The sequence below is a fragment of the Pedobacter sp. AC402 genome (genome assembly GCF_979252805.1).
On sequence record NZ_CEEDAI010000001.1, the window covers coordinates 232,050 to 257,623 of the forward strand.

At 36.2% G+C, this 25,574-nt stretch carries 26 protein-coding genes and 3 pseudogenes; 20 read left to right on the forward strand and 9 right to left on the reverse strand.

What is annotated here, in order from left to right; genetic code table 11:
- The 7 genes and pseudogenes from AC0IWE_RS00990 (at position 1) to AC0IWE_RS01020 (ending at position 5,887) form a co-directional block, all read left to right on the forward strand.
- Positions 1–1,482 (forward strand): M23 family metallopeptidase, encoded by a 1,482-nt coding sequence (locus AC0IWE_RS00990; RefSeq protein WP_471791570.1) that lies wholly within the window; start codon positions 1–3, stop codon positions 1,480–1,482.
- Positions 1,483–1,618: 136 nt separating this feature from the next.
- On the forward strand, positions 1,619–2,083 hold the full coding sequence (gene bcp, locus AC0IWE_RS00995; protein WP_055912357.1) for a thioredoxin-dependent thiol peroxidase: 465 nt from the start codon (positions 1,619–1,621) through the stop codon (positions 2,081–2,083).
- Between the two features lie 56 nt (positions 2,084–2,139).
- Complete coding sequence (locus tag AC0IWE_RS01000; protein ID WP_471791571.1) at positions 2,140–2,985, forward strand: transketolase; 846 nt, start codon at positions 2,140–2,142, stop codon at positions 2,983–2,985.
- Between the two features lie 76 nt (positions 2,986–3,061).
- Positions 3,062–4,018 carry a transketolase family protein gene (locus AC0IWE_RS01005; protein ID WP_055912362.1) on the forward strand — a complete coding sequence of 319 codons (957 nt, stop codon included), beginning with the start codon at positions 3,062–3,064 and terminating at the stop codon, positions 4,016–4,018.
- A 91-nt stretch (positions 4,019–4,109) separates the two neighbouring features.
- Positions 4,110–4,671, forward strand: a pseudogene (locus AC0IWE_RS01010) (RNA polymerase sigma factor).
- A gap of 33 nt (positions 4,672–4,704) precedes the next feature.
- Positions 4,705–5,361: a hypothetical protein gene (locus AC0IWE_RS01015; RefSeq protein WP_471791572.1), complete on the forward strand. Its 657-nt coding sequence runs from the start codon at positions 4,705–4,707 to the stop codon at positions 5,359–5,361.
- Between the two features lie 85 nt (positions 5,362–5,446).
- Positions 5,447–5,887, forward strand: a complete 441-nt coding sequence (locus AC0IWE_RS01020) for a hypothetical protein (protein WP_055912368.1) — start codon at positions 5,447–5,449, stop codon at positions 5,885–5,887.
- 43 nt (positions 5,888–5,930) lie between these two features.
- On the opposite strand, the gene AC0IWE_RS01025 is transcribed toward AC0IWE_RS01020, so the two are convergent.
- From AC0IWE_RS01025 to AC0IWE_RS01045, 5 genes are all read right to left on the reverse strand, one after another.
- Complete coding sequence (locus AC0IWE_RS01025; protein WP_471791573.1) at positions 5,931–6,506, reverse strand: hypothetical protein; 576 nt, start codon at positions 6,504–6,506, stop codon at positions 5,931–5,933.
- Positions 6,503–7,864 carry a TonB-dependent receptor gene (locus AC0IWE_RS01030; protein ID WP_471791574.1) on the reverse strand — a complete coding sequence of 454 codons (1,362 nt, stop codon included), beginning with the start codon at positions 7,862–7,864 and terminating at the stop codon, positions 6,503–6,505. Before AC0IWE_RS01030 ends, AC0IWE_RS01025 begins: the two co-directional genes overlap by 4 nt.
- A 176-nt stretch (positions 7,865–8,040) precedes the next feature.
- Positions 8,041–8,571 (reverse strand): peptidase associated/transthyretin-like domain-containing protein, encoded by a 531-nt coding sequence (locus tag AC0IWE_RS01035; RefSeq protein ID WP_471791575.1) that lies wholly within the window; start codon positions 8,569–8,571, stop codon positions 8,041–8,043.
- Positions 8,571–9,341 carry a GLPGLI family protein gene (locus tag AC0IWE_RS01040; protein WP_471791576.1) on the reverse strand — a complete coding sequence of 257 codons (771 nt, stop codon included), beginning with the start codon at positions 9,339–9,341 and terminating at the stop codon, positions 8,571–8,573. Before AC0IWE_RS01040 ends, AC0IWE_RS01035 begins: the two co-directional genes overlap by 1 nt.
- Positions 9,342–9,568: 227 nt before the next feature.
- A complete protein-coding gene (locus AC0IWE_RS01045) occupies positions 9,569–9,802 on the reverse strand; it encodes a hypothetical protein (RefSeq protein ID WP_471791577.1) in 234 nt (77 codons plus the stop codon).
- A gap of 241 nt (positions 9,803–10,043) precedes the next feature.
- Between AC0IWE_RS01045 and AC0IWE_RS01050 the strand changes: the two genes are divergently transcribed.
- From AC0IWE_RS01050 to AC0IWE_RS01110, 13 genes and pseudogenes are all read left to right on the forward strand, one after another.
- Positions 10,044–10,754, forward strand: a complete 711-nt coding sequence (locus tag AC0IWE_RS01050; RefSeq protein WP_471791578.1) for a LytR/AlgR family response regulator transcription factor — start codon at positions 10,044–10,046, stop codon at positions 10,752–10,754.
- A 29-nt stretch (positions 10,755–10,783) separates the two neighbouring features.
- Positions 10,784–11,974, forward strand: a complete 1,191-nt coding sequence (locus AC0IWE_RS01055) for an aspartate aminotransferase family protein (protein ID WP_471791579.1) — start codon at positions 10,784–10,786, stop codon at positions 11,972–11,974.
- Positions 11,975–12,073: 99 nt separating this feature from the next.
- Positions 12,074–12,751, forward strand: a complete 678-nt coding sequence (locus AC0IWE_RS01060; protein ID WP_055912373.1) for a response regulator transcription factor — start codon at positions 12,074–12,076, stop codon at positions 12,749–12,751.
- Between the two features lie 60 nt (positions 12,752–12,811).
- Positions 12,812–14,116, forward strand: coding sequence for a sensor histidine kinase (locus AC0IWE_RS01065; RefSeq protein WP_471791580.1), 1,305 nt, complete (start codon positions 12,812–12,814; stop codon positions 14,114–14,116).
- A gap of 159 nt (positions 14,117–14,275) precedes the next feature.
- Positions 14,276–15,304 (forward strand): annotated as a pseudogene (locus tag AC0IWE_RS01070) (7TMR-DISM family protein); the annotation flags it as partial.
- Between the two features lie 422 nt (positions 15,305–15,726).
- Positions 15,727–15,774: pseudogene (locus AC0IWE_RS01075) on the forward strand (hypothetical protein); the annotation flags it as partial.
- 174 nt (positions 15,775–15,948) lie between these two features.
- On the forward strand, positions 15,949–16,083 hold the full coding sequence (locus tag AC0IWE_RS01080) for a hypothetical protein (RefSeq protein ID WP_471791693.1): 135 nt from the start codon (positions 15,949–15,951) through the stop codon (positions 16,081–16,083).
- 345 nt (positions 16,084–16,428) lie between these two features.
- Positions 16,429–18,378 carry a SusC/RagA family TonB-linked outer membrane protein gene (locus tag AC0IWE_RS01085; RefSeq protein WP_471791581.1) on the forward strand — a complete coding sequence of 650 codons (1,950 nt, stop codon included), beginning with the start codon at positions 16,429–16,431 and terminating at the stop codon, positions 18,376–18,378.
- Entirely contained in the window at positions 18,284–19,015 is a 732-nt protein-coding gene (locus AC0IWE_RS01090; RefSeq protein ID WP_471791582.1) for a TonB-dependent receptor domain-containing protein, read from the forward strand. Before AC0IWE_RS01085 ends, AC0IWE_RS01090 begins: the two co-directional genes overlap by 95 nt.
- A 74-nt stretch (positions 19,016–19,089) precedes the next feature.
- Positions 19,090–19,284 carry a hypothetical protein gene (locus AC0IWE_RS01095; protein ID WP_471791583.1) on the forward strand — a complete coding sequence of 65 codons (195 nt, stop codon included), beginning with the start codon at positions 19,090–19,092 and terminating at the stop codon, positions 19,282–19,284.
- 11 nt (positions 19,285–19,295) lie between these two features.
- Complete coding sequence (locus AC0IWE_RS01100; protein WP_471791584.1) at positions 19,296–20,711, forward strand: RagB/SusD family nutrient uptake outer membrane protein; 1,416 nt, start codon at positions 19,296–19,298, stop codon at positions 20,709–20,711.
- A gap of 261 nt (positions 20,712–20,972) precedes the next feature.
- Positions 20,973–22,421 (forward strand): glycoside hydrolase family 30 protein, encoded by a 1,449-nt coding sequence (locus AC0IWE_RS01105; RefSeq protein ID WP_471791585.1) that lies wholly within the window; start codon positions 20,973–20,975, stop codon positions 22,419–22,421.
- Between the two features lie 118 nt (positions 22,422–22,539).
- Positions 22,540–23,013 (forward strand): hypothetical protein, encoded by a 474-nt coding sequence (locus tag AC0IWE_RS01110; protein ID WP_471791586.1) that lies wholly within the window; start codon positions 22,540–22,542, stop codon positions 23,011–23,013.
- A gap of 115 nt (positions 23,014–23,128) precedes the next feature.
- Here AC0IWE_RS01110 and AC0IWE_RS01115 read toward each other — a convergent pair whose 3' ends face one another.
- The 4 genes from AC0IWE_RS01115 to AC0IWE_RS01130 all read right to left on the reverse strand — a co-directional run bounded on the left by AC0IWE_RS01115 (position 23,129) and on the right by AC0IWE_RS01130 (position 25,564).
- Positions 23,129–23,557 (reverse strand): hypothetical protein, encoded by a 429-nt coding sequence (locus AC0IWE_RS01115; RefSeq protein ID WP_471791587.1) that lies wholly within the window; start codon positions 23,555–23,557, stop codon positions 23,129–23,131.
- A gap of 115 nt (positions 23,558–23,672) precedes the next feature.
- A complete protein-coding gene (locus tag AC0IWE_RS01120; protein WP_108198402.1) occupies positions 23,673–24,359 on the reverse strand; it encodes an RluA family pseudouridine synthase in 687 nt (228 codons plus the stop codon).
- Between the two features lie 103 nt (positions 24,360–24,462).
- The gene (panB, locus tag AC0IWE_RS01125) at positions 24,463–25,278 is read right to left on the reverse strand and encodes a 3-methyl-2-oxobutanoate hydroxymethyltransferase (protein WP_463496528.1); all 816 of its coding nucleotides are present in this window, start codon (positions 25,276–25,278) and stop codon (positions 24,463–24,465) included.
- A 91-nt stretch (positions 25,279–25,369) separates the two neighbouring features.
- A complete protein-coding gene (locus AC0IWE_RS01130; protein ID WP_471791588.1) occupies positions 25,370–25,564 on the reverse strand; it encodes a hypothetical protein in 195 nt (64 codons plus the stop codon).
- Positions 25,565–25,574: the final 10 nt, after the last annotated feature.

Genomic DNA, 25,574 nt, shown 5'->3' on the forward strand with positions numbered 1-25,574 from the left:
ATGGATACATTTCAGAGGTTAAGGGTGCAGAACAGTGGCTTCGGACAGGCCCTGTACATCAATCATCCCAATGGTTTTACTACCGTTTATGGTCACCTACAGCGATTTGCCCCTAAAATTGCCTCGATTGTTAAAAACCTTGAATACGAAAAAAAATCATTCGAGATTGATGAATTTCCCGATGCTACTTTAATCCCTGTACATAAAGGCGAAATTATTGCCTGGTCTGGTAACCGTGGAAGTTCGGGCGGTCCGCATTTACATTTCGAAATTCGTGATACCAAAACAGAAGAAACTATAAATCCGCAGTTTTTCGGAATCATCATTCCTGATAACATTCCGCCTGTGATCCATGGTTTATATGTTTATCGCCTAAATGGCAAAACTTTTAATGAATCTACTCCAAAACAGGCTATTGGTATTACCGGCGCAAACGGCAGTTACAAAACCACCGCGCCCATCAGTTTAACCGGAGAGGTTGGCTTTGGTATTGTAGTAACTGATCGGCATAATGGCTTATCGGGCACAAACGGAGTATATTCTATTCAATTAGAGGTTGATGGTAAAAAAGTTTATACTTCGGCTTTAGAGCGTTTTGCTTTTGAAGATAGTAAGGCCATTAACTCACACATTGATTACCCAACTTATTTAAATACCAAAAGGAGTATCCAAAAAAGTTTTGTAGAGCCTGGTAACCCCTTAAAAATTTATAGTAGTTTGGTAAATAGCGGCAGAATCAATTTTAATGATGGAGCTTCACATCAAGTGCGTTATCTTATTACCGATTCAAAGGGAAATTCATCGGTATTGCCATTTACTGTTAATGCTGGCTCAGCACCTATTGTAAATCCGGTTATTCCTGCTGGAATAATTTACCCTTATAATAAAGTAAACGAATTTAATATTGATGATATTAAGGTGGTTTTTCCGCTCGGAACATTGTATAGCGATTTAAATTTCACGTATAAAAAGCTGCCTAAACCTGCCGGAAATGCCTGGTCGGCTGTGCACCAGATTCATAATCGTTATACTCCACTGCATATCGGTTTTGAAATTTCCATCAAGGCAGATAATCTTCCCGAATACCTGAAAAGCAAGGCTCTGATTGTAAATTCGAATGGATCGTCACAAGGTGGTTTTTTCGAAAACGGCTATGTTAAGGCAACTCCTAAAAACTTTGGGAGCTTTTATATTGCTACCGATACCGTTGCGCCTCGAATTGTGCCGGTAAACATCGCCCAGGGTAAAAGCATGGCTGGTTTATCGAAAATTTTTTTCAAAATAAGTGATAACTTGTCTGGCATCAAAAGTTTTAATGGTTACATTGATGGCAAATGGGTTTTAATGGAATTTGATACTAAAACAGCAACCCTTTGGCACAGTTTCGATGAGAGAACAGCATCTGGCAAACATACGCTTGATTTAGTTGTGGTAGATATGAAAGAAAATTCGCGGAAATATACAGTGGAGTTTTCCATATAATATGTTAAAACAATTAAAATACTTCAAAGTGTCATATTTTAAACAATGATAAACACATTTATAAGTTAACTGTTTAAATTGCACGTGGCATAATGCATTCAATAATTAAAGCATTCAAAATTCAATCATTATATATATGGCAGAGTTAAAAGAGGGTGATCAGGCACCTGCAATTACATCAAAAGATCAGAATGGCATCGAGGTATCTTTAAACGATTATAAAGGCAAAACTGTTGTGCTTTATTTTTACCCTAAAGATGATACCCCGGGCTGCACAGCAGAAGCCTGCGATTTTAGAGATAACTATCAGGGCTTACAGGCGCAAGGTATTGTGGTTTTAGGTGTAAGTGTTGATGATGAAAAATCGCACCATAAATTTGTAACCAAACATAACTTACCCTTTACTTTACTTGCTGATACCGATCAGAAAATTGTAAATGACTATGGTGTTTGGGCGGAGAAAAACATGTATGGCAAAAAATACATGGGTACCGTACGTACCACATTTATCATTGATGGTGAGGGCAAAATTGCTCATATTATCAAAAAGGTAGACACTAAAAACTCAACACAACAAGTACTCGATTTAATTAATAACTAATTATGATATAGCGGGTAAAATATTACCTTTGCTATGTAACAACAACCTCTTATTTAATGAAACATACAATTAAAGAGCTAGAAGATATTGCCTCTCAAATCAGACGAGATATCGTAAGAATGGTTCACGGATGTCAATCTGGCCACCCAGGTGGTTCATCGGGTTGCGCCGATTTTTTTACTGCGCTATATTTTGAAGTCTTAAACCACAATAAGGATTTCACTATGGACGGGATTGGCGAAGATTTATTCTTCCTATCCAACGGTCACATTTCTCCAGTTTGGTACAGTACACTTGCACATGCAGGTTATTTCGATAAAAGTGAATTGGCAACCTTCCGTAAGCTGGATTCGAGGTTACAGGGCCACCCAACCACTCATGAGCATTTACCGGGTATCCGCGTAGCATCTGGCTCATTAGGGCAAGGAATGTCTGTAGCCATTGGCGCTGCCTTAACTAAAAGATTAAATAAAGATAATTCGTACGTGTTTACTTTACACGGTGATGGCGAATTACAAGAAGGCCAGAACTGGGAAGCGGCAATGTTTGCTCCTTTCCACGAGTTAGACCGCTTAATCTGCAGTGTGGATTACAACGGTCAGCAAATTGACGGGCCAACTAAAAAAGTACTTTCGCTGGATAGTTTACAGGCAAAATTTGAAGCTTTTGGATGGCATGTAATCAATACTGATGGTAATGATATGCAATCGATCGTTGAAGGCTTACATTATGCCAAAACATTAACAGGAAAAGGCAAACCGATTTTAAATTTAATGAGCACACAAATGGGTGCTGGTGTAGATTATATGATGGGTTCGCATAAGTGGCATGGTACAGCACCAAATGATGAGCAATTGGCTTTGGCTTTGGCACAGTTACCAGAAACCCTAGGGGATTATTAACCCCCTTACCCCCTGAAGGGGGAGTAAATAACTTTTAATTTTAACTACAAATAAAGCCCCTTTAGGGGTTTGGGGTATGAAAAAATATACATATACAGAAAAAAAAGATACACGTTCGGGTTTTGGTGCTGGCTTACATGAAGCTGGTAAGAAAAACGAAAATGTAGTTGCCTTATGTGCCGATTTAGTTGGATCGCTTAAAATGGATGCTTTTATTAAAGATTTTCCTGAGCGTTTTACACAGGTTGGTATTGCAGAAGCAAACATGATCGGTATTGCAGCGGGGATGACAATTGGTGGCAAAATCCCTTTTACAGGTACATTTGCCAATTTCTCAACCGGTCGTGTTTACGATCAGATCCGCCAATCGGTAGCTTATTCTAACAAAAATGTTAAAATTTGCGCATCTCACGCGGGTTTAACCCTTGGCGAGGATGGTGCTACCCACCAGATTTTGGAAGATATCGGTTTAATGAAAATGTTACCGGGCATGGTAGTGATCAATCCTTGTGATTATAACCAAACCAAAGCAGCAACTTTAGCCATTGCAGAATACGAAGGACCAGTTTATTTACGTTTCGGCCGTCCGGTAATTCCTGTATTTACAGATCCTGATCAAAAATTCGAAATCGGTAAAGCATGGATGGTAAATGAAGGAACAGATGTAACTATAATTGCTACCGGCCACATGGTTTGGAAAGCAATTGAAGCTGGTGAGAAATTAGCTGAATTGGGCATTGATGCAGAAATTATCAATATCCATACCATTAAACCTTTGGATGATGAAGCAATCTTAACATCTGTTAAAAAAACAGGTTGCGTGGTTACCTGCGAAGAGCATAACAAATTTGGTGGTTTAGGTGAAAGTGTAGCACGTTTGTTAACTACTGAATTGCCAACCCCACAAGAATTTGTAGCTACAAATGATACTTTTGGCGAAAGCGGAACACCAGATCAGTTAATGTCTAAATATGGTTTAGATGCTATTAACATTGTTGAAGCTGCACAAAAAGTAATTGGCAGAAAAAAATAAAATTTAAATTTAACCAGAAAGGCACCAAGAACACCGAGGATAACCAAAACTTTGTGTACTTAGTGTCTTTGTGGTTTTATAATAATCATAAATGAAACAAGTTGAAGATTCAGAAATTCTTGCACTGTTTGCCGTAGATGCGCACGCGAAATGAAGCCTTTAACCTGTTGCTAAAAAAATATCAGCAAAAAATATACTGGCACATCCGCAGATTGGTTTTAAACCACGATGATTGCGACGACCTTTTGCAGGAGGTATTTGTTAAAGTTTGGAAAAACCTGGAAAAATTTAGAAGTGATTCTCAGCTCTATACCTGGATTTACCGCATCGCCACCAATGAATCCATTACTTTTCTAAATAAACAAAAGCAGCGCAATAACACGCCTTTAGATGAGGTTTCTGGTGCGCTTGCCGATAACCTGGTTGCTTCATCTTATTTTAACGGAGATAAACTCGAAATTAAACTACAAAAAGCAATTCTTACCTTACCCGAAAAACAACGCATAATTTTTAACATGAAGTATTTTGATGATATGAAATATGAAGAGATTTCTGAAGTACTCGGTACATCTGTAGGTGCATTAAAAGCGTCATTTCATATTGCTGCAAAAAAAATTGAAGCTTTTATTACAAATGATGAAATAGACTATTAAACCTTTTCACTTTAATTGAATCATATATCTGTGATGAACGAAAATATAGAAAATAACGATTGGATAAATGAAGCTCCAATCCTTGCGACAATGGGGAAACGCAATCCATTCTCCATTCCTGATGGATATTTCGAAAATTGTGATGAGGCCATTTCTTCTGCTGTTTATTTTGATCAGTTAAAACAGAAAACCAGCAACAATAATTTTGAAGTTCCGCAGAATTATTTCGAAGATTTAACGGAACGGATACAAACAAGGATTGCCATCGAAGCATTGCCGAAAGCAGAAAATGCATTTACGGTGCCAGAAAATTATTTCGATACTTTACAAAGTAGAATTGTAAACAGAATTGGGTTAGCAGAGCCTAAAAAAGAAGCTAAAGTTATCCCTCTATGGAGACGCAGCCTAGTTAAATACGCAAGTGCAGCCTGCTTTTTGTTAATGGCATCATTTGGCATTTATTTCTACCAAAATAGTACCACTGCAACCGTTATACAAGCGCAATCTGCCGAAGCAGTAAACGAACAACTGTTATATGATATTGATGAAAGCACAATCATCGATCACTTAGAGGCAGAAAATACCACAACATCCAATCTAAAAACTACTTCTGCGTCAGATACAGAAATGGAAAACTATATCCTGAGCAATTTCTCGTCAAACGATCTTTCTCAGGAATTAAATAATTAATGAAACCATCATGATTAACAATAACAAAAACCATATCGAAATCATGATAGCTTCATCAAATTTGAAAACAAGAATAAACATGAAAATGAAGAATTTACTTTTTGTTGCTTTAATGTTTTTATTACCTACCACCCTTTTAGCACAAAGGCCAAAAGGAGAAGAAATAGAATCACTTAAAATAGCTTTTTTTACTCAAAAACTGGATCTATCACCCGAAGAGGCTAAAATTTTCTGGCCAATTTATAACGATATGCAAGAAGAACAAAGCGCATTGCGTAAAGAGCGCATGCAGAAAATGATTTCTTTCCGCAAAACCACAGAGATTGATAATTTAACCGATGCACAAGTACAAAGTTTAATTACGAGCGAATTCGATTTTAAACAAAAAGACCTTAATCTGGATAAAAAATATTACAACAAGCTCAAATCTTCTTTACCGATTAAAGTTGTAGGCAAGTTTTACAGGGCCCAGGAAGGTTTTAAACGGGAGTTGCTCAATAGATTTAAAGGCGGCCAAAGGCAATAAAGAAAAAGACTTACAGTAATGTAGGTCTTTTTTGTTTGATGGATTATTTAATCGACATGGATACATTAAACATTATATATCTGCCTAGTATAGAAGATGAATAATTAGAAGAGTATACCTCATTAATATTTAAATTGGTGAAAGCTTTAAGGTTTGCCAGATTTTTACCCTGAATACTGTATTTAAAATCCCCCTTGATGGGATTATACTGAACTTCTGTATCCACTAAATCAAAATGTTTATTATTCACACGATACCTATTATAGGATGATAGATTGAAAATTTTATCATTGATCTTATATTTATACTCAAATGAATATTTATGAGCTTTATTTTTAGCGATTTGCGCTCCTTCACTTCTAGTAGAATTAATTTGGAGTTCAGCCCCTAATCCAAAATTTATTGGCAGATTAAAGCCCGTGTTTATTTTTAATAAAGCATTTTGATTGAAAGCACGGTATTCTTTTGCTATATCTATTATTTTACTATAATAGGACGAATATGAAGGCACATAGTTTGCTGTAATTGATAGCGAAAATAACGGAAAAAATTTCTTAATAGAAAAATTTGAATTTAATGTTTTTACACCTCGAAATGGTTCTTTCCGAGAGTAGTTCAAAGAATTCTCGAAGAATTAGTATATAGAAACCCGTATTTACTGAAGCTAGTATTTACAGCAACATTAAGGTTAAAATAGCTATTAGCAAAGTCATTTAAATTATAATTTATCCCAAGCTGATGAGAATTATAATTAAAAAAATTAGTCAAACCACTATTTAAACTACGTAGATCAGTAAGGATATGATTTTCATAATATTCAATAGGCTGGGGATTAGAATTTTTATAATTATAACTAAAAGAAATATTTTGTAAATCAGTTAACTTATAAGAAAAAGACAAACTTGGTTCCAAAATCAGATAGGTACTATCTTTACCCATATTTTTTAACAATTGAACCGTAGATTTTAATTGTACCAGTACCTTAACAGGTTGATTGTCGTAAACATATTTACCAGTGATATAGATTTGATTTAACTTAAAGAGATTATCGTTGACAAAAGCATCACCAATTGATACCTGATTATTTTGAAACTCACCAAAAAGATTTGATTTTATTTTAGAATGGTTGATTTCATTGCCCACATTTAAATAAAGAAAGCTGGTATTATATCTCATTAACCCTTCAAAATCGATTTTTAACTTGAAATTATTATTATTTACTACTTGATGTAAATTTTGGCTTCCGTTAAATATGAGAACATTTTGATAAAGCGTTGAGCGTGTTTGATAGTTTTGGTTCATATCATCTGCTAAAAATCTAGCCGAAAACAAATATGCTGTGGTTTGGTTTGCCTTAACAGTATATTTTATCTGCGCATTAAAATTTCTATTTAAATCAACTTGATTTTGCAAAACACTATCACCAATCATATTATTATATACAGAAAAAGCGGAACTATTGAATCGCTCAGGCACTTGTTTGTATGATAATTGGGCCCAAAAACGAGCATTGTTTTTAACCAAATAATCGGCACTGAAATTACCTTGTAAGGTTTTTTTTGAACTAGTTCTACTATCGTTATCTTCAGTATTTATCAAATTTGGTTTAAAATAAATATTCTGAATAGACGTTTGTCCATACAGTTTATTCCAAGAATAAAATAGTGCATATCTGATCTTAAACTTATCTGTTATCCTTGTAATAGAATTTGCACTCCCTTGACTGGTATTATTAAGGGTGTATGAAGTTGCATCAAAGGAATTGTATGTACCAACTCCATGACTGATAATTTGATTATTTCCGATAAAAGCCCTATTCTCATCTACGAGATCTAAAATATTTCCATTTGACTCCGTACTTAAATTATTGTGGTTAGCAAAGACAAAAGCCTTGGTTTTATTAAAAAAAGCAATCAGATTTGTAGACAATATCCTTCGATCGATTGTACCCAAACCACCATCAATACTCCCAATCATTTTTTTTGCTTGCTTATTCTTTATTTTGAGGTTTAAAACAATATCGTCACTGTTTATAATACCCTTGACTAGATTATCTTCAACATAATGTTCTAAAGCTTGTATTTCCTCAACAAGTACAGGCTTTAAATTTTTAGTAATGGCTTTGTAACCCTCCCCTGTTAAATCGTCGCCTTCTAATAATACTCGGCTGATTTTTTTATTTTTAAAAAAATCGTTCCGTCCTTATTTACCTCCATCCCAGGCATTTTTTTGATTACACTTTCTAGGTTCTGGTCATCAGGACTCGTAAAGCGAAGTACATTATATTTTGTAGTGTCGTTATCTACGCTTACACCATTAGGCGCCTTAATGTAAATCTCATCAAGCTGTTTCTTGTCTTCTATTAATATGAAATTGTGTTGAAATATAGATTCTTTCAAAAGATCAATCCGGCTCACAATCAATGTATCTCTTTTATAACCAATATAAGCAACAATTAGAAGGAATTTATCGGATCGGTCTATTTGGCCGCTTAGTTCGTAATTTCCTTCTTCATTTGAAAAACCATAAATTAAAACATCATCGCTTTCAAAATTTTTAAGTTGAATTGAGGCATATGGAAGTTTATCAGCCCACGATGTTACAGAACCGGTTAACCGTACAGATTGTGCTAAAGAGAGATTATCGGTAAAAATAATAAGCAAAAAGATGAAATATTTGCACATTAATATTTCTCTTGTTTTTCGGGCATCTGTATATTTATTTTTCCAGTAATACCTTCGGATGTGGTTTGTTCAACTCTAGCAAGTCTAATATAATCCTCAATTTTTTTCTTATAAAAAATTCTAAATTCTTTATAAGTAAAAGCTTTATCTTTTTGGTAGGCTACAGGAACACCAATTATTTTATTTTCAAATCTAGCCTTCAAATCAACACCAGTTAATTCGTAAACAAAATCAGATTCCGTATCATTAACCAAAACTATTAAGCCAGGCAAACCACAAAATTTCCATGGTCCATTTTGAATAGGAACGTCTTCAGTATACCAAGCTTCATATAATCTTCCTCTAAATGCGGTTTCTGCTTTTCTACAATTAAATTTCCCTATTTTCTTCTTCTCCTTTGAAATCCTCCATCTAAAATTATTCAAAGAATCCATTAATATTACTTTTTTAGTGCCAATGTAATCAGACAATAATATTTTTTTCCTACTGAAATCTTTGAATACAAAGGTTGGTTTTCCTGATTTAAGTACCCTAACTTGATTTAAATCATCGACCGGAATGTTTCCATTTAGAACTTTTGATTTGATCCTCAATTCTATGGAGTTTAATTTATCAAAATAGATAATTAAATTCTGCTGCATCTTTTTGCCGAGATTTTTCTCATTAACAGTCAGTTTATAACTAATAGTCCCTTTTTGCGCTTTTGCAGAAAAAGAATGAAGAACAAAAATTAGAGGCAAAAAATTTAATAAATATTTTCTAAGCACCATACATTATTTAAGATTTGATAGCCAATTTAGTTCGTTTACATCACAATCAATTACATCTTAGTTATGATAACGGTCGTAGAGAGTTGAAATATAAACGAACCATTTACTTTAGACTTATTTTAATGTTAAAACTGATCTATCAATATTAACTTTTAAGTAGAATAAGCATATACTGCTGCATATTCAAGTGTATCAGCTAACACCTAGATAACTCCTTTTATCTTCATTTACTTAGGAAAAACTGAACTATCACCAGTAGTTATGTGGTAAAACGTTCTCGCAAGTCCTGCTGCATGTTCACATGTATCAGCTGACACATCAGCTGGGCCCCAGATAACAACACCATCTTCATCTACAACGGTATAATGTACTGTACACTCCTTTAAGCTTGAAAAGTCCTTTTCAGCAAACGTAACTATGCTCATCAAACACATCATTCCAATAAATAATAATTTCTTCATTTTTTAAAAAGATTTAAGGTTAAAATAATTAGATTAATTCCCTCAAACCTCATTAATAAAAATCTAAAATAAAATTTTTCGCGCCGACTACCGTTTAATCGACATGAACAACCGTCAAAACAACATAAACGACCATTTTTATATTTCAAGTTTTTTTTCATTTGGAAAACGGTAACATAACGATTACTTTAGCACAATTATCCCGAAATAAAATAATTAACTGCTCAAATATTTAGGGATTATGTATACTTGCTTTGCCATTGATGATGAATTTTCAGCTCTTGAGCTTATAACTGATTATATTGCGCTTCAACCTAAACTTAAATTATTAAAAGCGTTCAACGGTGCCTCAGCCGCTCTTAAAGAAATCGAAAACCTTAAGAAAACCGTGGATATTATTTTTCTTGATATCGAAATGCCGTTGCTAAATGGAATTGAACTGGCAAAATTAATCAGGCATAAAACACAGAAATTGGTTTTTACTACCGCACATCCGAGTTATGCAATTCATTCTTATGAGCTAGAGGCAGATGCTTTCTTACTAAAACCATTTTCCCAGGCAAAATTTGATCAAACGATTCAAAAGTTATTTCCAAATAAGGTACCTTCTCAAATTAAAAAAACAGAAGATTTTATTTTATTAAAAAGCATTGAACAAAGAAATCGGTTTACTAAAATCAAGCTTGATAAAATTTATGCCGTAGAAGCACAAGAAAGAATGACCAAGATATATCTAGAGCATGAAACTGTCTTTTCTAAATCTAGCTTTTCCAATGTATTAGCACTTTTACCTGCTGAAAAAGGCTTCTCGCAGGTCCATAGGTCATTCATCATTGCAGAAAATCAAATTAAAATTTTAGAGAGAGCATATGTCATTTTGACTAATGATCTAAAGATTTCCATAGGAAGAAAATTCCTTGATTTTTATTATAAGATATACAAGAAGAAGTAGAATCCTCCTTAATTCCGTACTTTTGTACCATGCTTACCCAACGTCAGTTGTTTTTACAACACAATGCACAAACCTCTCCTGAACCACTTATGCTCGAATTTGTAAGGGCTAAAGGTGTTTATATATACGATTCTGCCGATAAGAAACATTTGGATCTAATTGCCGGTATCGGTGTAAGTAATGTAGGCCATTGCCATCCGGCTGTGGTTAAGGCAATCCATGAGCAGGCAGAAACCTATATGCACCTGATGGTTTATGGCGAATATGTACAAACGCCTCAGGTAAATTTTGCTAAAGCACTTGCCGATATTTTACCAGAAAGTTTAAGTTGTACCTACTTTTTAAACTCGGGTACAGAAGCTGTAGAAGGTGCAATGAAACTGGCCAAACGCTATACCGGCCGCAAAGGTTTTATTGCTTGCAAAAATGCTTACCATGGCAGCACACAAGGTGCAGAAAGTTTAATGGAAAGCGATTTCTACTCGTCTGGTTATGGGCCTTTTTTGCCTCATGTAAGCTTTATTGAGCACAACAATATTTCTGATCTCAATAAAATCACCACAGAAGTTGCCGCTGTTTTTATCGAACCCATTCAGGGCGAAGCCGGAATCAGGGTGGCTGATTTAATTTATATGCAAGCCTTGCGTACAAAATGTACTGAAACTGGTACCTTATTAATCTTCGACGAAATACAGTCGGGTTTTGGCAGAAGTGGTAAAATGTTTGCTTTCGAACATTACAATATAGTACCCGATGTTTTACTTTTGGCAAAAGGAATTGGTGGCGGTATGCCAATCGGTGCATTTATCAGTTCGCTGGAAATCATGTCGGTATTATCGCATACACCCATTTTAGGCCACATGACAACATTTGGCGGTCATCCGGTTTGTTGTGCAGCAGGCTTGGCCACTTTACGCACCTTGGTCGACAATCATATTGTGGATGAAGTTGAAGAAAAAGGACAAGTATTTAAAAAGTTGCTCCAACACCATGCAATAAAAGAAATAAGGGGAAAAGGATTGATGCTCGCTGTTGAATTTGAGAATTTTGAGATCAACAAAAAAATTATCGATGCCTGTATCCTCGATGGTGTATTGTCAGATTGGTTTTTACATTGCAGTAACTCCTTGCGTATCGCGCCTCCGTTAATTATTACCAAAGAAGAAATTGAAGAAGCATGTGCGATCATCTTAAAAAATATTAACTTAGTTGCAGGGTAATGGCATCAATCGAAGCTTAAAAAAGCAGCTAATCTGCTGAGAAAAACATCAATTGTAAAAGCCATAAACCGAAAATTACAAACCGAAAACTGTAACTGAATGAACGTACTTATAGTTGAAGATGAAAAAAGCCTTGCGCTGGAAATGGACGAATTCTTAAGCAAAGAAGGATTTATTGTAGAGCATGCATGGAAAAAATCTTCTGCGGAGGAAAAAATATTTGTAAACAACTACGATTTCATTTTATTGGATTTAGGCTTACCTGATGGTGATGGATTTGATATTTTGAAGCAATTGAAAGCCACTAAAGATCGCGATGATGCTGTAATAATTTTGACCGCCCGTAGTGCTGTAGACGATCGGATTAAGGGACTGGATGAAGGTGCGGATGATTATTTACCTAAACCCTTCTCGTTAAATGAACTTTTAGCAAGAATGCATGCCATTACCCGCCGAAAACACAAGCTGGAGAAAAATGAAATCAACATTCATAACTTTTTACTCAACATACAAAATAGAACGGTTTCTTTTGCAGAAGAAAGATTAAACCTGACCAAAAAAGAATTCGAAATTTTTAACTACCTGGTACTGAATAAAAATCGTGTGGTATCTCGGATGAGTCTTACAGAACATGTTTGGGGCGATATTTTAGAAGTAAATTCTGATTCGAATTTTGTTGATGTGCATGTAAAAAATCTACGCAAAAAACTAGCTGCGGTTAGTCCTACTGATTGGTTTGAAACGGTTAGAAGTATTGGTTACAGAATCAATTGTTAGCCCGTTGGGCGATTGGAAGCTAAAGGAAATAACTAAGGGCTAACGAACTAATAAACCAAAATGAAATTACAGGTTAAGTTATCATTATATAATGCGGTAACCAAAATTGCCATCATCCTGGTTTTAGGAGCGATTATTTTATTTTCACTAGATAAACTTGCCTACAATCAACTCGATAACCGTTTAATCAAAAAAAAGAATAAAATTATTGAGAACTTAAATGATGATGAAATTGACAGCCTTTTAAATAAAGGACAATCTTTTACCGATTATAACATTTTAAAAGAAGAATTTATCGTTTTAACCGATATACCCGACAATTTACCAGATTCTACAGCTAAAGTGTTTACCGAAAAGCGGGAAATTGAAGGCGATATTGAAGTTTACCGCATACTTAACTATAAATTTTCCTACCACACCAACTGGTACAACCTCGAAATTGGGGAAACAATGACCACCCTGCAGTCGATTAAAAATTCGATCCGTTTTTACGTGCTCATTGTGCTTGTGGCCGCCTTGCTGATTACGCTTGTTACCGATTTTGCCTTTTCTAATTTCTTGCTCAAGCCATTTTACCTGATTATCGATAAAAAAATCAACCTTGTTGACGATCCTTCGCACTACAATTACCAGAATATACCAACCAGCACCGAAGATTTCAAAATTCTTGATAACAGCATCAACTCGTTAATGCGAAAAATAAATACACTTTTTGCACTAGAAAAACAGTTTATTGCCAACGTTTCGCATGAGTTGCTTACCCCTATCTCAATTTTAAGTACAAGATTTGAGAATATGCTCAATACACCAAACATTCCGGTAGAGCACGAAAATAAAATTTATGCTTCATTAAAAACATTAAACCGCTTAAAGGTGATCATTAACAGCTTGTTACTCATCTCGAAAGTGGAAAATAATCAATATTTAAAAACCGAAGAAATTAGCCTGAAACAGGAAATTGAAGATATTTACGAAGATTTGGAAGACCGTATTGCAGATAAAAACATCATTTATAGCACCAACCTGAGTAAAGATTTCCATTTTAAAGGCAATAAAGCATTGATCCACACGCTGTTAATTAACATCATTAACAATGCAATTAAATACAATGTTGATGGCGGTACAATTGCAATAACTGATAAAACCGAACTGGAAAAGTACGTATTAACCATTAGTGATACGGGTTCGGGAATGAGTAAGGCCCTTGTTGAAGATGCCTTTGACCGCTTTAAACGAGGAAATACGGATGAGAATGGTTTTGGCTTAGGTTTAGCAATTGTTCAAAGCATTGCCAGGTTTCACAGAATCGAAATCGATATTCAATCTGAAGAACAGAAAGGAACCAGTATTTCATTATATTTTTAAAATGAAATTTCGCTGATAAGCCGATCGGTATCACGTGAAGACAAATTTGTACCTTTGTAATTCATGCTGGCACTAACTTATTTAAAGCGTTTCCCACTTTTTACTGCGCTAATTTTACTGTTTTCTGTTTCGGGCTTAAAGGCACAGAAAGTGGTAGAAATGCAGGATTCCGTGGCACAGCACATATTCACCTTTAAAGAAATTGAAGTTTTAGAGGATGCCAGCAATCAATACAATTTCGAAGAAATTAAAAGCAGCGCATTCGATCAGAAATTTAAAGCAAGCCTGAGCAGTACCCCGCAAACCAAACAGCTCAATAAAACATACTGGTTCAGGATAAAGATTAAACAGAACAATCAGGCAGATAAACCGTTTTTACTAGAGTTTTTTGATCAGACTATCGATCATATTACTGCATTCATTCCTCAGGATAATAAAAAATATAAGGTTGAAAACCTTGGCGATGCAAACCATTTCGACAAAAGGCTGATTCACCACAAAAACTTTGAAATTCCGTTGCAAAATGATGGAAATGGAACGCAAACCTATTATTTCAAAATCAGTTCCTCACAAATAGCCGATGTAATTATTGTGCTCAGAACCACCGAATGGTTTATTTCTTATGCCCTTGATGAATATTTTTATTTCGGCATTTTTTACGGAATGATCCTGGTTTTCAGTTTTTACAACCTTATTATGTTTATTGCCATCAGGCAAAAGCAATACCTCTATTATGTGCTCTACAACCTCAGTGTAGGTTTTTTCGAAATGAGTACCGATGGCATTGCCTATCAGTATTTGTGGCCCAATAACCCTGCATGGAATCAGGTTGCCTATGCTTTTGCACTATGCGCCACGAGTATTTTTGCACTGCTTTTTACCCGCGAGCTTTTATATGTTAAAGCAAAAGCACCTAAACTCAACCAATTTATTATTACGATTATTGTTTGCAGGATTGTGTTTTTTCTGTACTGCTACATTTTCGATCAAACACTGTTCAGCTATAAGTTTATTGAGGCTGTGCCGCTCTCGGTTGCTTTTTTTACCGGCATTTATATCTACAAAAAAGGCTATCAACCTGCCCGCTTCTTTGTTTTGGGCTATAGCTTCCTGTTTGCTGGCTTTACCCTAAAGTTTTTGATCATGCTTGGCATAGGCTGGCTTAATTTTGGGGCAGTTAGTTATTACAGTTTGAGCTTCTGCTTTGTGCTCGAAATGATCTTTTTATCGTTTGCAATTGGCGATAAAGTACGGATTTTGAAAGTAAAAAAGGATAAAGCACAGCAGAAAATCATCAGGCAAATGGCTGAAAATGCCAAACTTAAAGATAGTATTAACCAGGAACTCGAAAGTAAAGTTGAAGAACGTACACGCGAGGTTTACCATAAATCGCTCATCATCGAAAGCAAAAATCAGGCTTTGGAAGAAGCAAATGCTTTGCTACAGCAGCAGGCAGAAGAAATTTCGAGAATGAATGTGTTGTTGGAGCATGACAATGAAGAGCTGCAAACAAGTGTAGAAAAGGTTACCAGAGACCGCGTAATGTCTACAGAGGTAGATTTTGAAGAGTTTAGTAAAATTTACCCGACAAAGAAGCCTGTTACGAGTTTTTGGCTGAGCTTAAATGGAGCAATGGTTACCATTGCCGGAAGTGCAGCAACGATCATTATTTTAACGGACACATTTTATATAGCCGCCGCTGCAGTAAATGCGGGTATGAAGAATCGGTAACCACTTATACCATTTTCCATAACACCAGGATACCGATTAACAAGGCATTTTACATGATTTTTCTGATTTACTCTTCTAAAGGCAAAATATCTTCTCATAAATTGTCAGAGCTTCTTTCCATCAGGCAAAGTACTTGCTGGACATTCGGATCGCGGATTAAAAAAGTGATGGATGACCGCAAGAAAACTTTGAAAAAAACAGCTAAAAACGGCTGGAGTCAGCTCGTAATTGAATAAAACCGAGGTTTTATCAGTCACAAATTTGTTTGTTTAAAGCTTTAATTAAAGAAATTTCTAAGGTATTTAAGCGTATCATTTTCTATCCGTACCTGGCCTCATCTTAGCTACTTATGCGCTGATTATCAGGCTTAAAATAGCCATTTAGGCCATGGTATTAAAGCGTATCGAAATCATCACAAAAACCTAAATATCAGATAGTTACATAAAAATTATCAACCAAAACACTTGTATTTAACATTAAATGAGTGTTAACTTTACGGCATAATATTAACAAGAGCAAAAATTATGAGACAAAAGTTTACATTGCTTATAGTGTGTATGCTATGCGGTATCTCTCTGAGTATGGCACAGAATATAACTGTAAAAGGTCTGGTAAAAGACAAACAAGGTTTACCATTACCTGGAGTATCTGTAAAAGTGAAAGGAACTAACCAGGGTGCTTCCACAACAGACAATGGTGCATACAGCATTAGCGCACCTCAAAATGCGACATTAGAATTTACCTTTATTGGTTACAAAACAATTGAAGAGGCAGTTAATAACCGTACAACAGTAAACGTAACATTATCTGATGATAACCAACAATTAAATGAGGTGGTGGTAATTGGATATGGTACTACAACCAAAAAAGATTTAACCACCGCTGTAGTTTCATTATCATCAAAAGATATCGAAAACCAGCCGGTAACCAATCCACTGCAAGCCATTCAAGGTAAAGCTGCTGGTGTGCAGATCAGTTCACAATCAGGAAAACCAGGGGCAGGTGTTGCAATTACCATTCGTGGTAATACTTCAATTAATGCATCAAATAGCCCTCTTTATGTAATTGATGGTGTTACTTCACGCGATGCAAGTTTTTTAAATCCGACGGATATTGAAAGCTTAACCATTTTAAAAGATGCTTCTGCGGCAGCCATTTATGGATCGAGCGGTGCAAATGGTGTAATTCTGATTACAACCAAAAAAGGTTCGTCTGATAAAATCCGGGCAACATTTAATGCATTTACAGGTTTTTCTAACCTTTGGCAAAAACAGGATGTATTAAATAAAGATCAATACATCGCCCTGATGAAAGAACTTGGTTATGATACACAAGGCCTGGGTAATCAAAATACCGATTGGCAAGATTTAACTTTCGGTACAGGTACTCAAAACAGCTACCAGGCTTCAATTTCAGGCGGAGTTAAAGGCGGTCAATATTCATTATCAACTGGTTATCAACAAGATAAAGGCGTGGTATCACCAGCTAAACTGGATAAATATACCATCCACTTTAATGGGCAGCAAAACATAACCAAATGGTTAAAGCTAACAGGAAATGCTGCAATTACACAAAGCAACTCAGTAGATGTTAGTGATAATGCCAACGTTGCAAGAGGTGGAACCATTTTATCGGCATTAACTACCCCACCAACCATTGGTATTTATGCTGCAAACGGAACTTATGCCTTTAACCCTTACAAAGGTGGATCAGAAAACCCGGTTGCCAATGCGATGGCAGCAAAAAATAACAATAGAAATTTTCGTTTCTTGGGTGCATTTGCTGCTGAAGTAAAATTTACCCAAAACTTTTCATTCAAATCGAGCATTAGCACAAACAATAACGATAACCGTTATGCTTATTTCTTAGATCCATATTCTACAGATTATGGCAGAACGCAAAAAGGGATTATCAACTCTAACTTTAGTACCGACCACGTTTGGCTAAATGAAAACATTTTAAACTACACCAAAAACTGGGGTAAAAATGCATTTACCGCTACAGGTGGTATGACTTTGCAAGAATCTAAATATTATAAATTAAATTATAACGAGCAGAATTTTATCGGCCCTAATGGCGAATTATTAGATCGCGGAACGTCAATTCCAGCACAGCTTCCTACAGCTTCTCAATGGTCTAAACGTTCATATTTAGCCCGCTTAACTTATGCTTACGACAGCAAATATTTATTCAGCACAAATTTCAGGGCAGATGGTTCATCACGTTTCGGTCCTGAAAATAAATATGGTTATTTTCCATCGGCATCAGTTGGATGGAGAATTTCTGGTGAAAATTTCCTAAAAGATGTAAAATCAATCAACGATTTAAAATTAAGGGCAAGCTGGGGTAAAGTAGGTAATGATGAAGGAATTGGAGATTATTCATACCTGGAAGCTTTACACACCAACGACTCAAGGTTCTTATGTATTTTCTCAATTGCCAAACCCAGGGTTAAAATGGGAAGAAACCACACAAACCAATATCGGTTTAGATTTATCAATGTTCAACAGTCGCGTGGTTTTTACTGCTGATGCTTATTTGAAAAAAACAAAAGACCTATTGATTAACCAGCCACTACCAAATTCAATTGGTTTTGGAAGTATCGCATCTAACGTTGGTGATATGGAAAACAAAGGTTTGGAGTTTGTTTTAACTACTAAAAACTTTGTTAAAGATAAATTTACCTGGACTACCGATATCAACTTTACTTTAAACCGCAATAAAGTAACCAGTTTAGGCGACAAAGTAGGTTCAATTAATTTTGGTGATATTTATGAGCGTGATGCAGCTATTAGAGTGGTTCCGGGCCGTCCGCTGGGCAGTTTCTATGGTTATGTGTCAAATGGCGTTAACCCTCAAACCGGAAATATTGTTTACCAGGATTTAAACGGTGATGGAACAATTGATGCCTCCGACAGAACATTTATCGGCTCTGCACAACCGAAATTCACCTATGGTGTAAACAACACTTTTACTTATGGCAACTTTGGTTTAAATTTCTTGTTCCAGGGTGTGCAGGGTAACCAAATGTTTAATGCTTCAAGAATGGAACTTGAAGGAATGAACGATTCGAAAAACCAGTCGGCAGTTGTACTAAACAGATGGACTACTCCAGGACAGATTACCGATGTACCTAAAGCGATAAAAGACAACATAACAATACCTTAACATCCAGCCGTTTTGTAGAGGATGGTTCTTATCTGCGCTTAAAAACAACCACATTATCGTACAATTTTGGCAGCATGGCATTAGGCAAACTTAAAATGAGCAAATTTATGGTTTATGCCAGTGCTTATAACCTGTTAACCTTTACCAATTATTCAGGTTTCGACCCTGAGGTTAACCAAAACTCTGCAAACGGACCATCAATGGGTATCGATTACGGTACTTACCCGCAATCGAGAACTTTCTTATTTGGTGTTAACGTAGGCTTTTAATTCAGACAAAAATGAGACTTAAAATATATTCATTAATCGCAGCAGGTACCCTTACCTTAGCATTAAGCAGCTGCAAAAAAGATTTCTTAGATCAAAATCCAATTACGCAAGTTGGTCCTGATGTAGCTTTTGCTGATGCAGCTGCTGCAGAAAAATTAATTCAAGGTGCTTACGATGGTATGTACAACGATTACCACATCTGGGATTACATGACCAATGGTGACGTAAGATCAGACAATGCTTATGCTGGAGGAGACAATCCTGCAAACATTCAGTTAGATTTATTCACCGTAATTTCTACCAATGGAAACGTAACAAGGGATTGGAATGCATTATACAGTGATATTAAAAACTGTAACCTGATTTTAACCAACGTTCCAAATATTGTAGATGCCAAACTTGATGTGGGCGACAGAAGAAAACAAATTCTTGCCGAGGCCAGTATTTTAAGAGCCTACATGTATTTTAACCTGGTAAGAACTTGGGGTTCGGTTCCATTAGTTGTTAAAGTACCTACAACCGATGCCGAATTTTATCCTGCGAAAGCCAGTGTAGATGCAATTTACGCACAAATCATCAGCGATTTAGAGTATGGCGCAACAAATGCCCGCGCTACTGCTCCAAACAAAGGTATTATGACAAAAGGCGTGGCTAATGCTCTACTGGCTAAAGTATATGCAAGCAAAACTACTCCAGATTGGACCAAGGTTAGCACCTATTGCGATGCAGTAATAAACGGAGGATATAGTCTGGTATCAAACTACGATTTCTTATGGGATTCTAACCACAAAAACAATACAGAAGCCATTTGGGAAATGCAATATGATGGCTATGGTGGTTTGCACGGAAACTGGATGCCAAGCGTATTGGTAGGTACAGGATGGAAAAGATTTAACACTCCTACCAACAGCTTATCAAAAGCATTCGATGATGCTGGTGATGCTGTGCGTAAAGCCTCTAGCATTAAATTTAACAACGTAGTATCTGAAGGATGGAGTGATTCATATTGGTCAAAAACCAGTTATCCTTACATCAATAAATACCGTGCAGACGATAAATCTGACAACTATATTTTAAGATTGGCCGATATCATTCTTTTGAAAGCAGAAGCATTGAATGAATTAAGTGCATCAGGATGGTCTTCTGCAGCAACTTTGGTTAACCAGGTTCGAAGTCGTGTTAATTTAGGAGCAACAACAGCTACTGATCAGGCATCGATGCGTTTAGCTATCGAAAACGAACGCCGGTTAGAATTGGCCTTTGAAGGTCACCGTTGGTTTGATTTATTGAGAACAAACAGGGTAATTCCGGTAATGAACGCACAAGTTGATGGTACAGGTGCAAACCTGAATTACAACATATCTGCTTCAAAATTATACTTCCCAATACCTCAAGATGAGTTAGACAAAAACCCTAACGTACGTTAATTTATTAAAACAGAGGCGGCTACGGTCGCCTTTGTTATAAAATCATTTTTTTAAAAAATAACAGAAGCGGCGAATCGACAATCCTTTATTGTATACAATTGCCATCCTGATTTATAGAAAAATCATCAAAGCATTTATACCACATTATTTAATGAATTGGAAAATTGATAATGATGATTTTACTTAAACGATTTTGCTTCTTTTAACTACCCTTTTTTTACAATGCGAAATACCTTGAAAACACTAACCAAAACCATAATTATGAAACCTTTTTATAACCTTGGCACTGCGCTGAGCATCTTAATTGTTGCTTGTGCATGCAGTAAAAGCCCGGAGGCAGGCAGTGGTACTTCAGAAAACCCACCATCTACCCAGCCCGTTAAAACCGACGTTGCATTTTGGCTAACCAAGGGTGATCAGTCGCAACTTTTAAAACAACAAAATGTTTCATTAAACTTTTCAGCAGCAACTAATAATTACCCAACAATCGAAGTTGATCCTGCAACCACTTTTCAAAGTATTGATGGCTTTGGCTATACCTTAACTGGCGGAAGCGCAAGCCTAATTAATGCTTTACCAGCCGCAGCACAGGATAAACTGTTAAAAGAACTTTTTGCAGCCACAAATGATGCCATTGCTGTAAGTTACCTTCGGATCAGCATCGGTGCTTCAGATTTAAGTGCTGTGCCCTTTACTTATAACGACCTGGCAGATGGAGAAACGGATGAGACTTTAACAAAATTCTCTATCGCTAAAGAACAGGCAGATTTAATTCTGGTATTAAAAAAGATTGTAGCCATAAACCCTTCAATAAAATTTTTAGGTTCACCCTGGACAGCCCCAACCTGGATGAAAACAAACAAAAGTTTTATCGGTGGCAGTTTAAAACCTGAATACTACCAAACTTATGCGAAATACCTTGTGAAGTACATTCAGGCCATGAAAGCAGAAGGCATTGTAATAGACGCAATAACTCCTCAAAATGAGCCACTTCATCCTGGAAACAACCCAAGTATGTACATGACTGCTTTGGATCAGGCAGCATTCATTAAAACTGCTTTGGGACCAATATTTCAAAGCAATGGGATTAAAACAAAAATTATTGTTTATGATCATAATGCGGATAAACCCGAATATCCAATCACAATTTTGAATGATGCAGAGGCTAAAAAATATGTTGATGGCTCCGCATTCCACCTTTATGCAGGTCCTATTACTGCGCTTAGCCAGGTGCATGATGCACATCCCGATCGCAATGTTTATTTTACTGAACAATGGGTTGGTGGGCCAGGCAATTTTGCTGAAGATTTAAAATGGCATGTATCTACCCTGATTGTTGGTGCAACACGTAACTGGAGCCGTAATGTTTTGGAATGGAATTTAGCTGCCGATCAAAATTACAATCCACATACCGATAAAGGTGGTTGTACAAGCTGTTTAGGTGCAATTACAATTTCGCCTGCAGTAAGCAGAAATGTGGCTTATTATGTAATTGCCCATGCTTCTAAATTTGTTAAGCCTGGTTCGGTAAGAATTGCCTCAAACATTACCAGTAACCTACAGAATGTTGCTTTTAAAACGCCTGAAGGCAAAAATGTACTTATTGTTTGTAATAACAACAATGCAGAAACAGCTTTTAATATCAAATATAATGGAAAAACAGTAACCAGCAGTTTAGATAAAGGCGCTGTTGGTACTTATGTTTGGTAAAATTTATAGTTTAATTGTTTAGTCAGCCCCGCATTGCGGGGTTTTCTATTTTACAACAATTTTGGCAGGTACTTTGCAGTACACATTAAAATCAAATCCATTAAGAAAACCAATCCAAATGAAAAACATCTTTCCACTATTAGGAGTTGCCGCATTATTTATGGCTTCGTGCCAAGGCGGTACAGCAAAAAAAACACAAGCCAAAATAGATTCTACAATTATAACCAATAGCACAGCAAGGCCAGATGCTGTTCAATGCTATAAGTATATTAAAAACCGTGATACGGCTACGCTCACGCTTAAAACAGAAGCCAATAAGGTAACAGGTGATTTAGGTTACAACCTATACGAAAAAGATAAAAACGCAGGCACCATTGCCGGTTTAGTGAAAGGCGACACCATTATTGCGAGTTATACTTTTCAATCTGAAGGCCAGAAATCAGTTAGAGAGGTTGTTTTTTTGAAGCAGGGCGATCAGTTAAAAGAAGGTTATGGCGATATACATGAGATTAATGGAGAAACAAAATACAAGGATTTGAGTAAGCTAAAATTTGATGGCTCGATGGTTTTTGACAAAATAGATTGTAAATAATACATCGTCTTCAGTCCATAAATCGTCACTTCGACGGCACTGGAGAAATCTTTCAAATAGTTAAAAGATTTCTCCGTTTCGCTGCTTCATTCAAAATGACGACTTTTCTTAGCTTTTATTTACTCACAGCATCCTTTGCTGCAGCGCTCCAATCTTCAGTTAGTTTTAGCACATAATCAGAATATTTCTGTATTTCATCCGGCTTTAACTTGCTGGCCCAACCCGTAGCTTTATTCGCCCAGGCAGTATATTTATCATTAATTGCTTTAATCTCGGTAGCATTTTTACTTTTTACAGCTGCAACGTACTCATCCTTAAGTTTTACATAATCTGCGAGCCCTTTATTTACCTCTTCACTTGAAAAAGTTGGTACACCGGTTTTAACTATTTCAGTTGTTTTCGTTGTAGTTTTTATAATGGTGTCTCCATTAGCAGAAATTTCGCTTGAATCTTTAGTCGTTTCAGTTTTTTTGGTGCTTTCGCACGAAACCAATGCCAATGCCAATAAACCTGCGGCAGCAATAGATAAAATTGTGTTTTTCATGATTAATTTGGTTTTTAGTCTGGGATAGACGAAATATGATGCCAAATCATAAAAAAATCCGGTCAAATAAAAAATATTGTAACCGGATGTTCTCTTTGTTTATATGTTTAACGCTTTATAAGTCTTCAAAACGCTCCCAAAAACCATCCACTGGTAATTTGGCAAAAATATTTACAGGTTCTTTTTTAACAGGATGTATAAACTGTAAACGGCGTGCATGTAAACAAATACTTCCCTTTCGGCTTCCGCGAGGGTAACCGTATTTATTATCGCCCATAATGGGGCAACCCATTGATGATAGCTGCACCCTGATTTGATGCGAACGCCCCGTTAGCGGATCAACCTCTAAAAGGTAATAATCACCAACTTTGGCCTTTACTTTATAAGAAAGCTCGGCACGCTGACTACCAGTGACCTCTGTATTGTAGTAAGAAACTACATTTTTTTGAGGGTTTTTAACCAGCCAATGAATTAAAGTTGCAGATTCTTTCTCTGGTTTATTCTTCACTACTGCCCAATAGGTTTTTTTTACCTCCCTGTTTTTAAAAACCGCATTCATCCGTTCCAACGCCTTACTGGTTTTGGCAAACAAAATCACACCGCTTACGGGGCGATCTAAACGGTGCACAACGCCTAAAAAAGCACCATTTGGTTTATTGTATTTTTTAGCGATGTACTTTTTTACCTGCTCATCCAAAGGCTCATCGCCGGTTTCATCCACTTGTACAATATCACCAGCCCGTTTATTAATGGCGATTAAATGATTATCTTCAAAGAGAATGTCGTTATCGGTAATTGGCATTTAACCCCTCCGCCCCTAAAGGGGAACTTAAATTTTAATTATATATTGATTTATTTTTTCAAATATTAACCTCATGTAATAAAGCCCCTTTAGGGGTTTGGGGTTAATATTGTTCTTTTTCGTTCGGGAAATCGTTTCCTTTTACATCACGGATATATGCTTGCGCAGCACCCAAAATATCGTCGTATAAATTAATATACTGACGTAAAAAGCGTGGTTTAAATCCTTTTGTTAAACCGATCATGTCGTTAACTACCAAAACCTGTCCATCACAGGCCTGGCCTGCACCAATACCAATGGTTGGAATATGCAGGCTTTCTGTAACTTCTTTACCTAAAGCAGCCGGAATTTTCTCTAAAACAATGGCAAAGCAACCTGCAGCCTGTAAAGCCAGCACATCAGTTTTCAATTTGTTCGCTTCTTCTTCTTCTTTTGCACGAACGGTATACGTTCCGAATTTATAAATGGATTGCGGAGTTAAACCCAGGTGGCCCATTACAGGAATCCCGGCAGTAATAATCCGCTGAACAGATTCGATTATTTCTTCGCCACCTTCCAGCTTCACACCATGAGCTCCAGATTCTTTCATGATTCTAATAGCTGAATTTAATGCTTCTTTAGAGTTCCCCTGGTATGATCCGAAAGGAAGATCCACCACAACAAAAGCACGCTTAACTGCCCTAATTACAGATGCAGCATGGTAAATCATTTGATCCAGCGTAATTGGCAAGGTAGTTTCATGACCAGCCATTACGTTAGAAGCCGAATCGCCAACCAATAAAACGTCCAATCCTGCATCATCTAAAATAGTAGCCATCGAATAATCGTAAGCTGTTAGCATAGATATTTTTTCACCACGTTGTTTCATTTCTTGTAAAATGTGTGTGGTGATACGTTTGATTTCTTTATGTACCGACATGGGATTTGTTTTGTGTTGCCAAAAGTATTGTTTTTTCTTTAATTAAGCCGAAACACCAAAGGTAAAACACCAAAGCAATCTCAAACTAAAATCATTTTTTATGCAAATTTGGTTTCATCGCTTTCAGCATTGGTCTCTGAGCTTTTTTGCTCAACCTTATTTCACTTTTCTCTTTACATTTCCAATCTAAACGCCTATCTTTGTACCCCGAAATGGAAGGGATATATTCATCTTTTTTTGCATCCAGCAAAAACGGCTTTAATGCCGGAAGCCATTCTTTTTTCAACTCTTTTTTA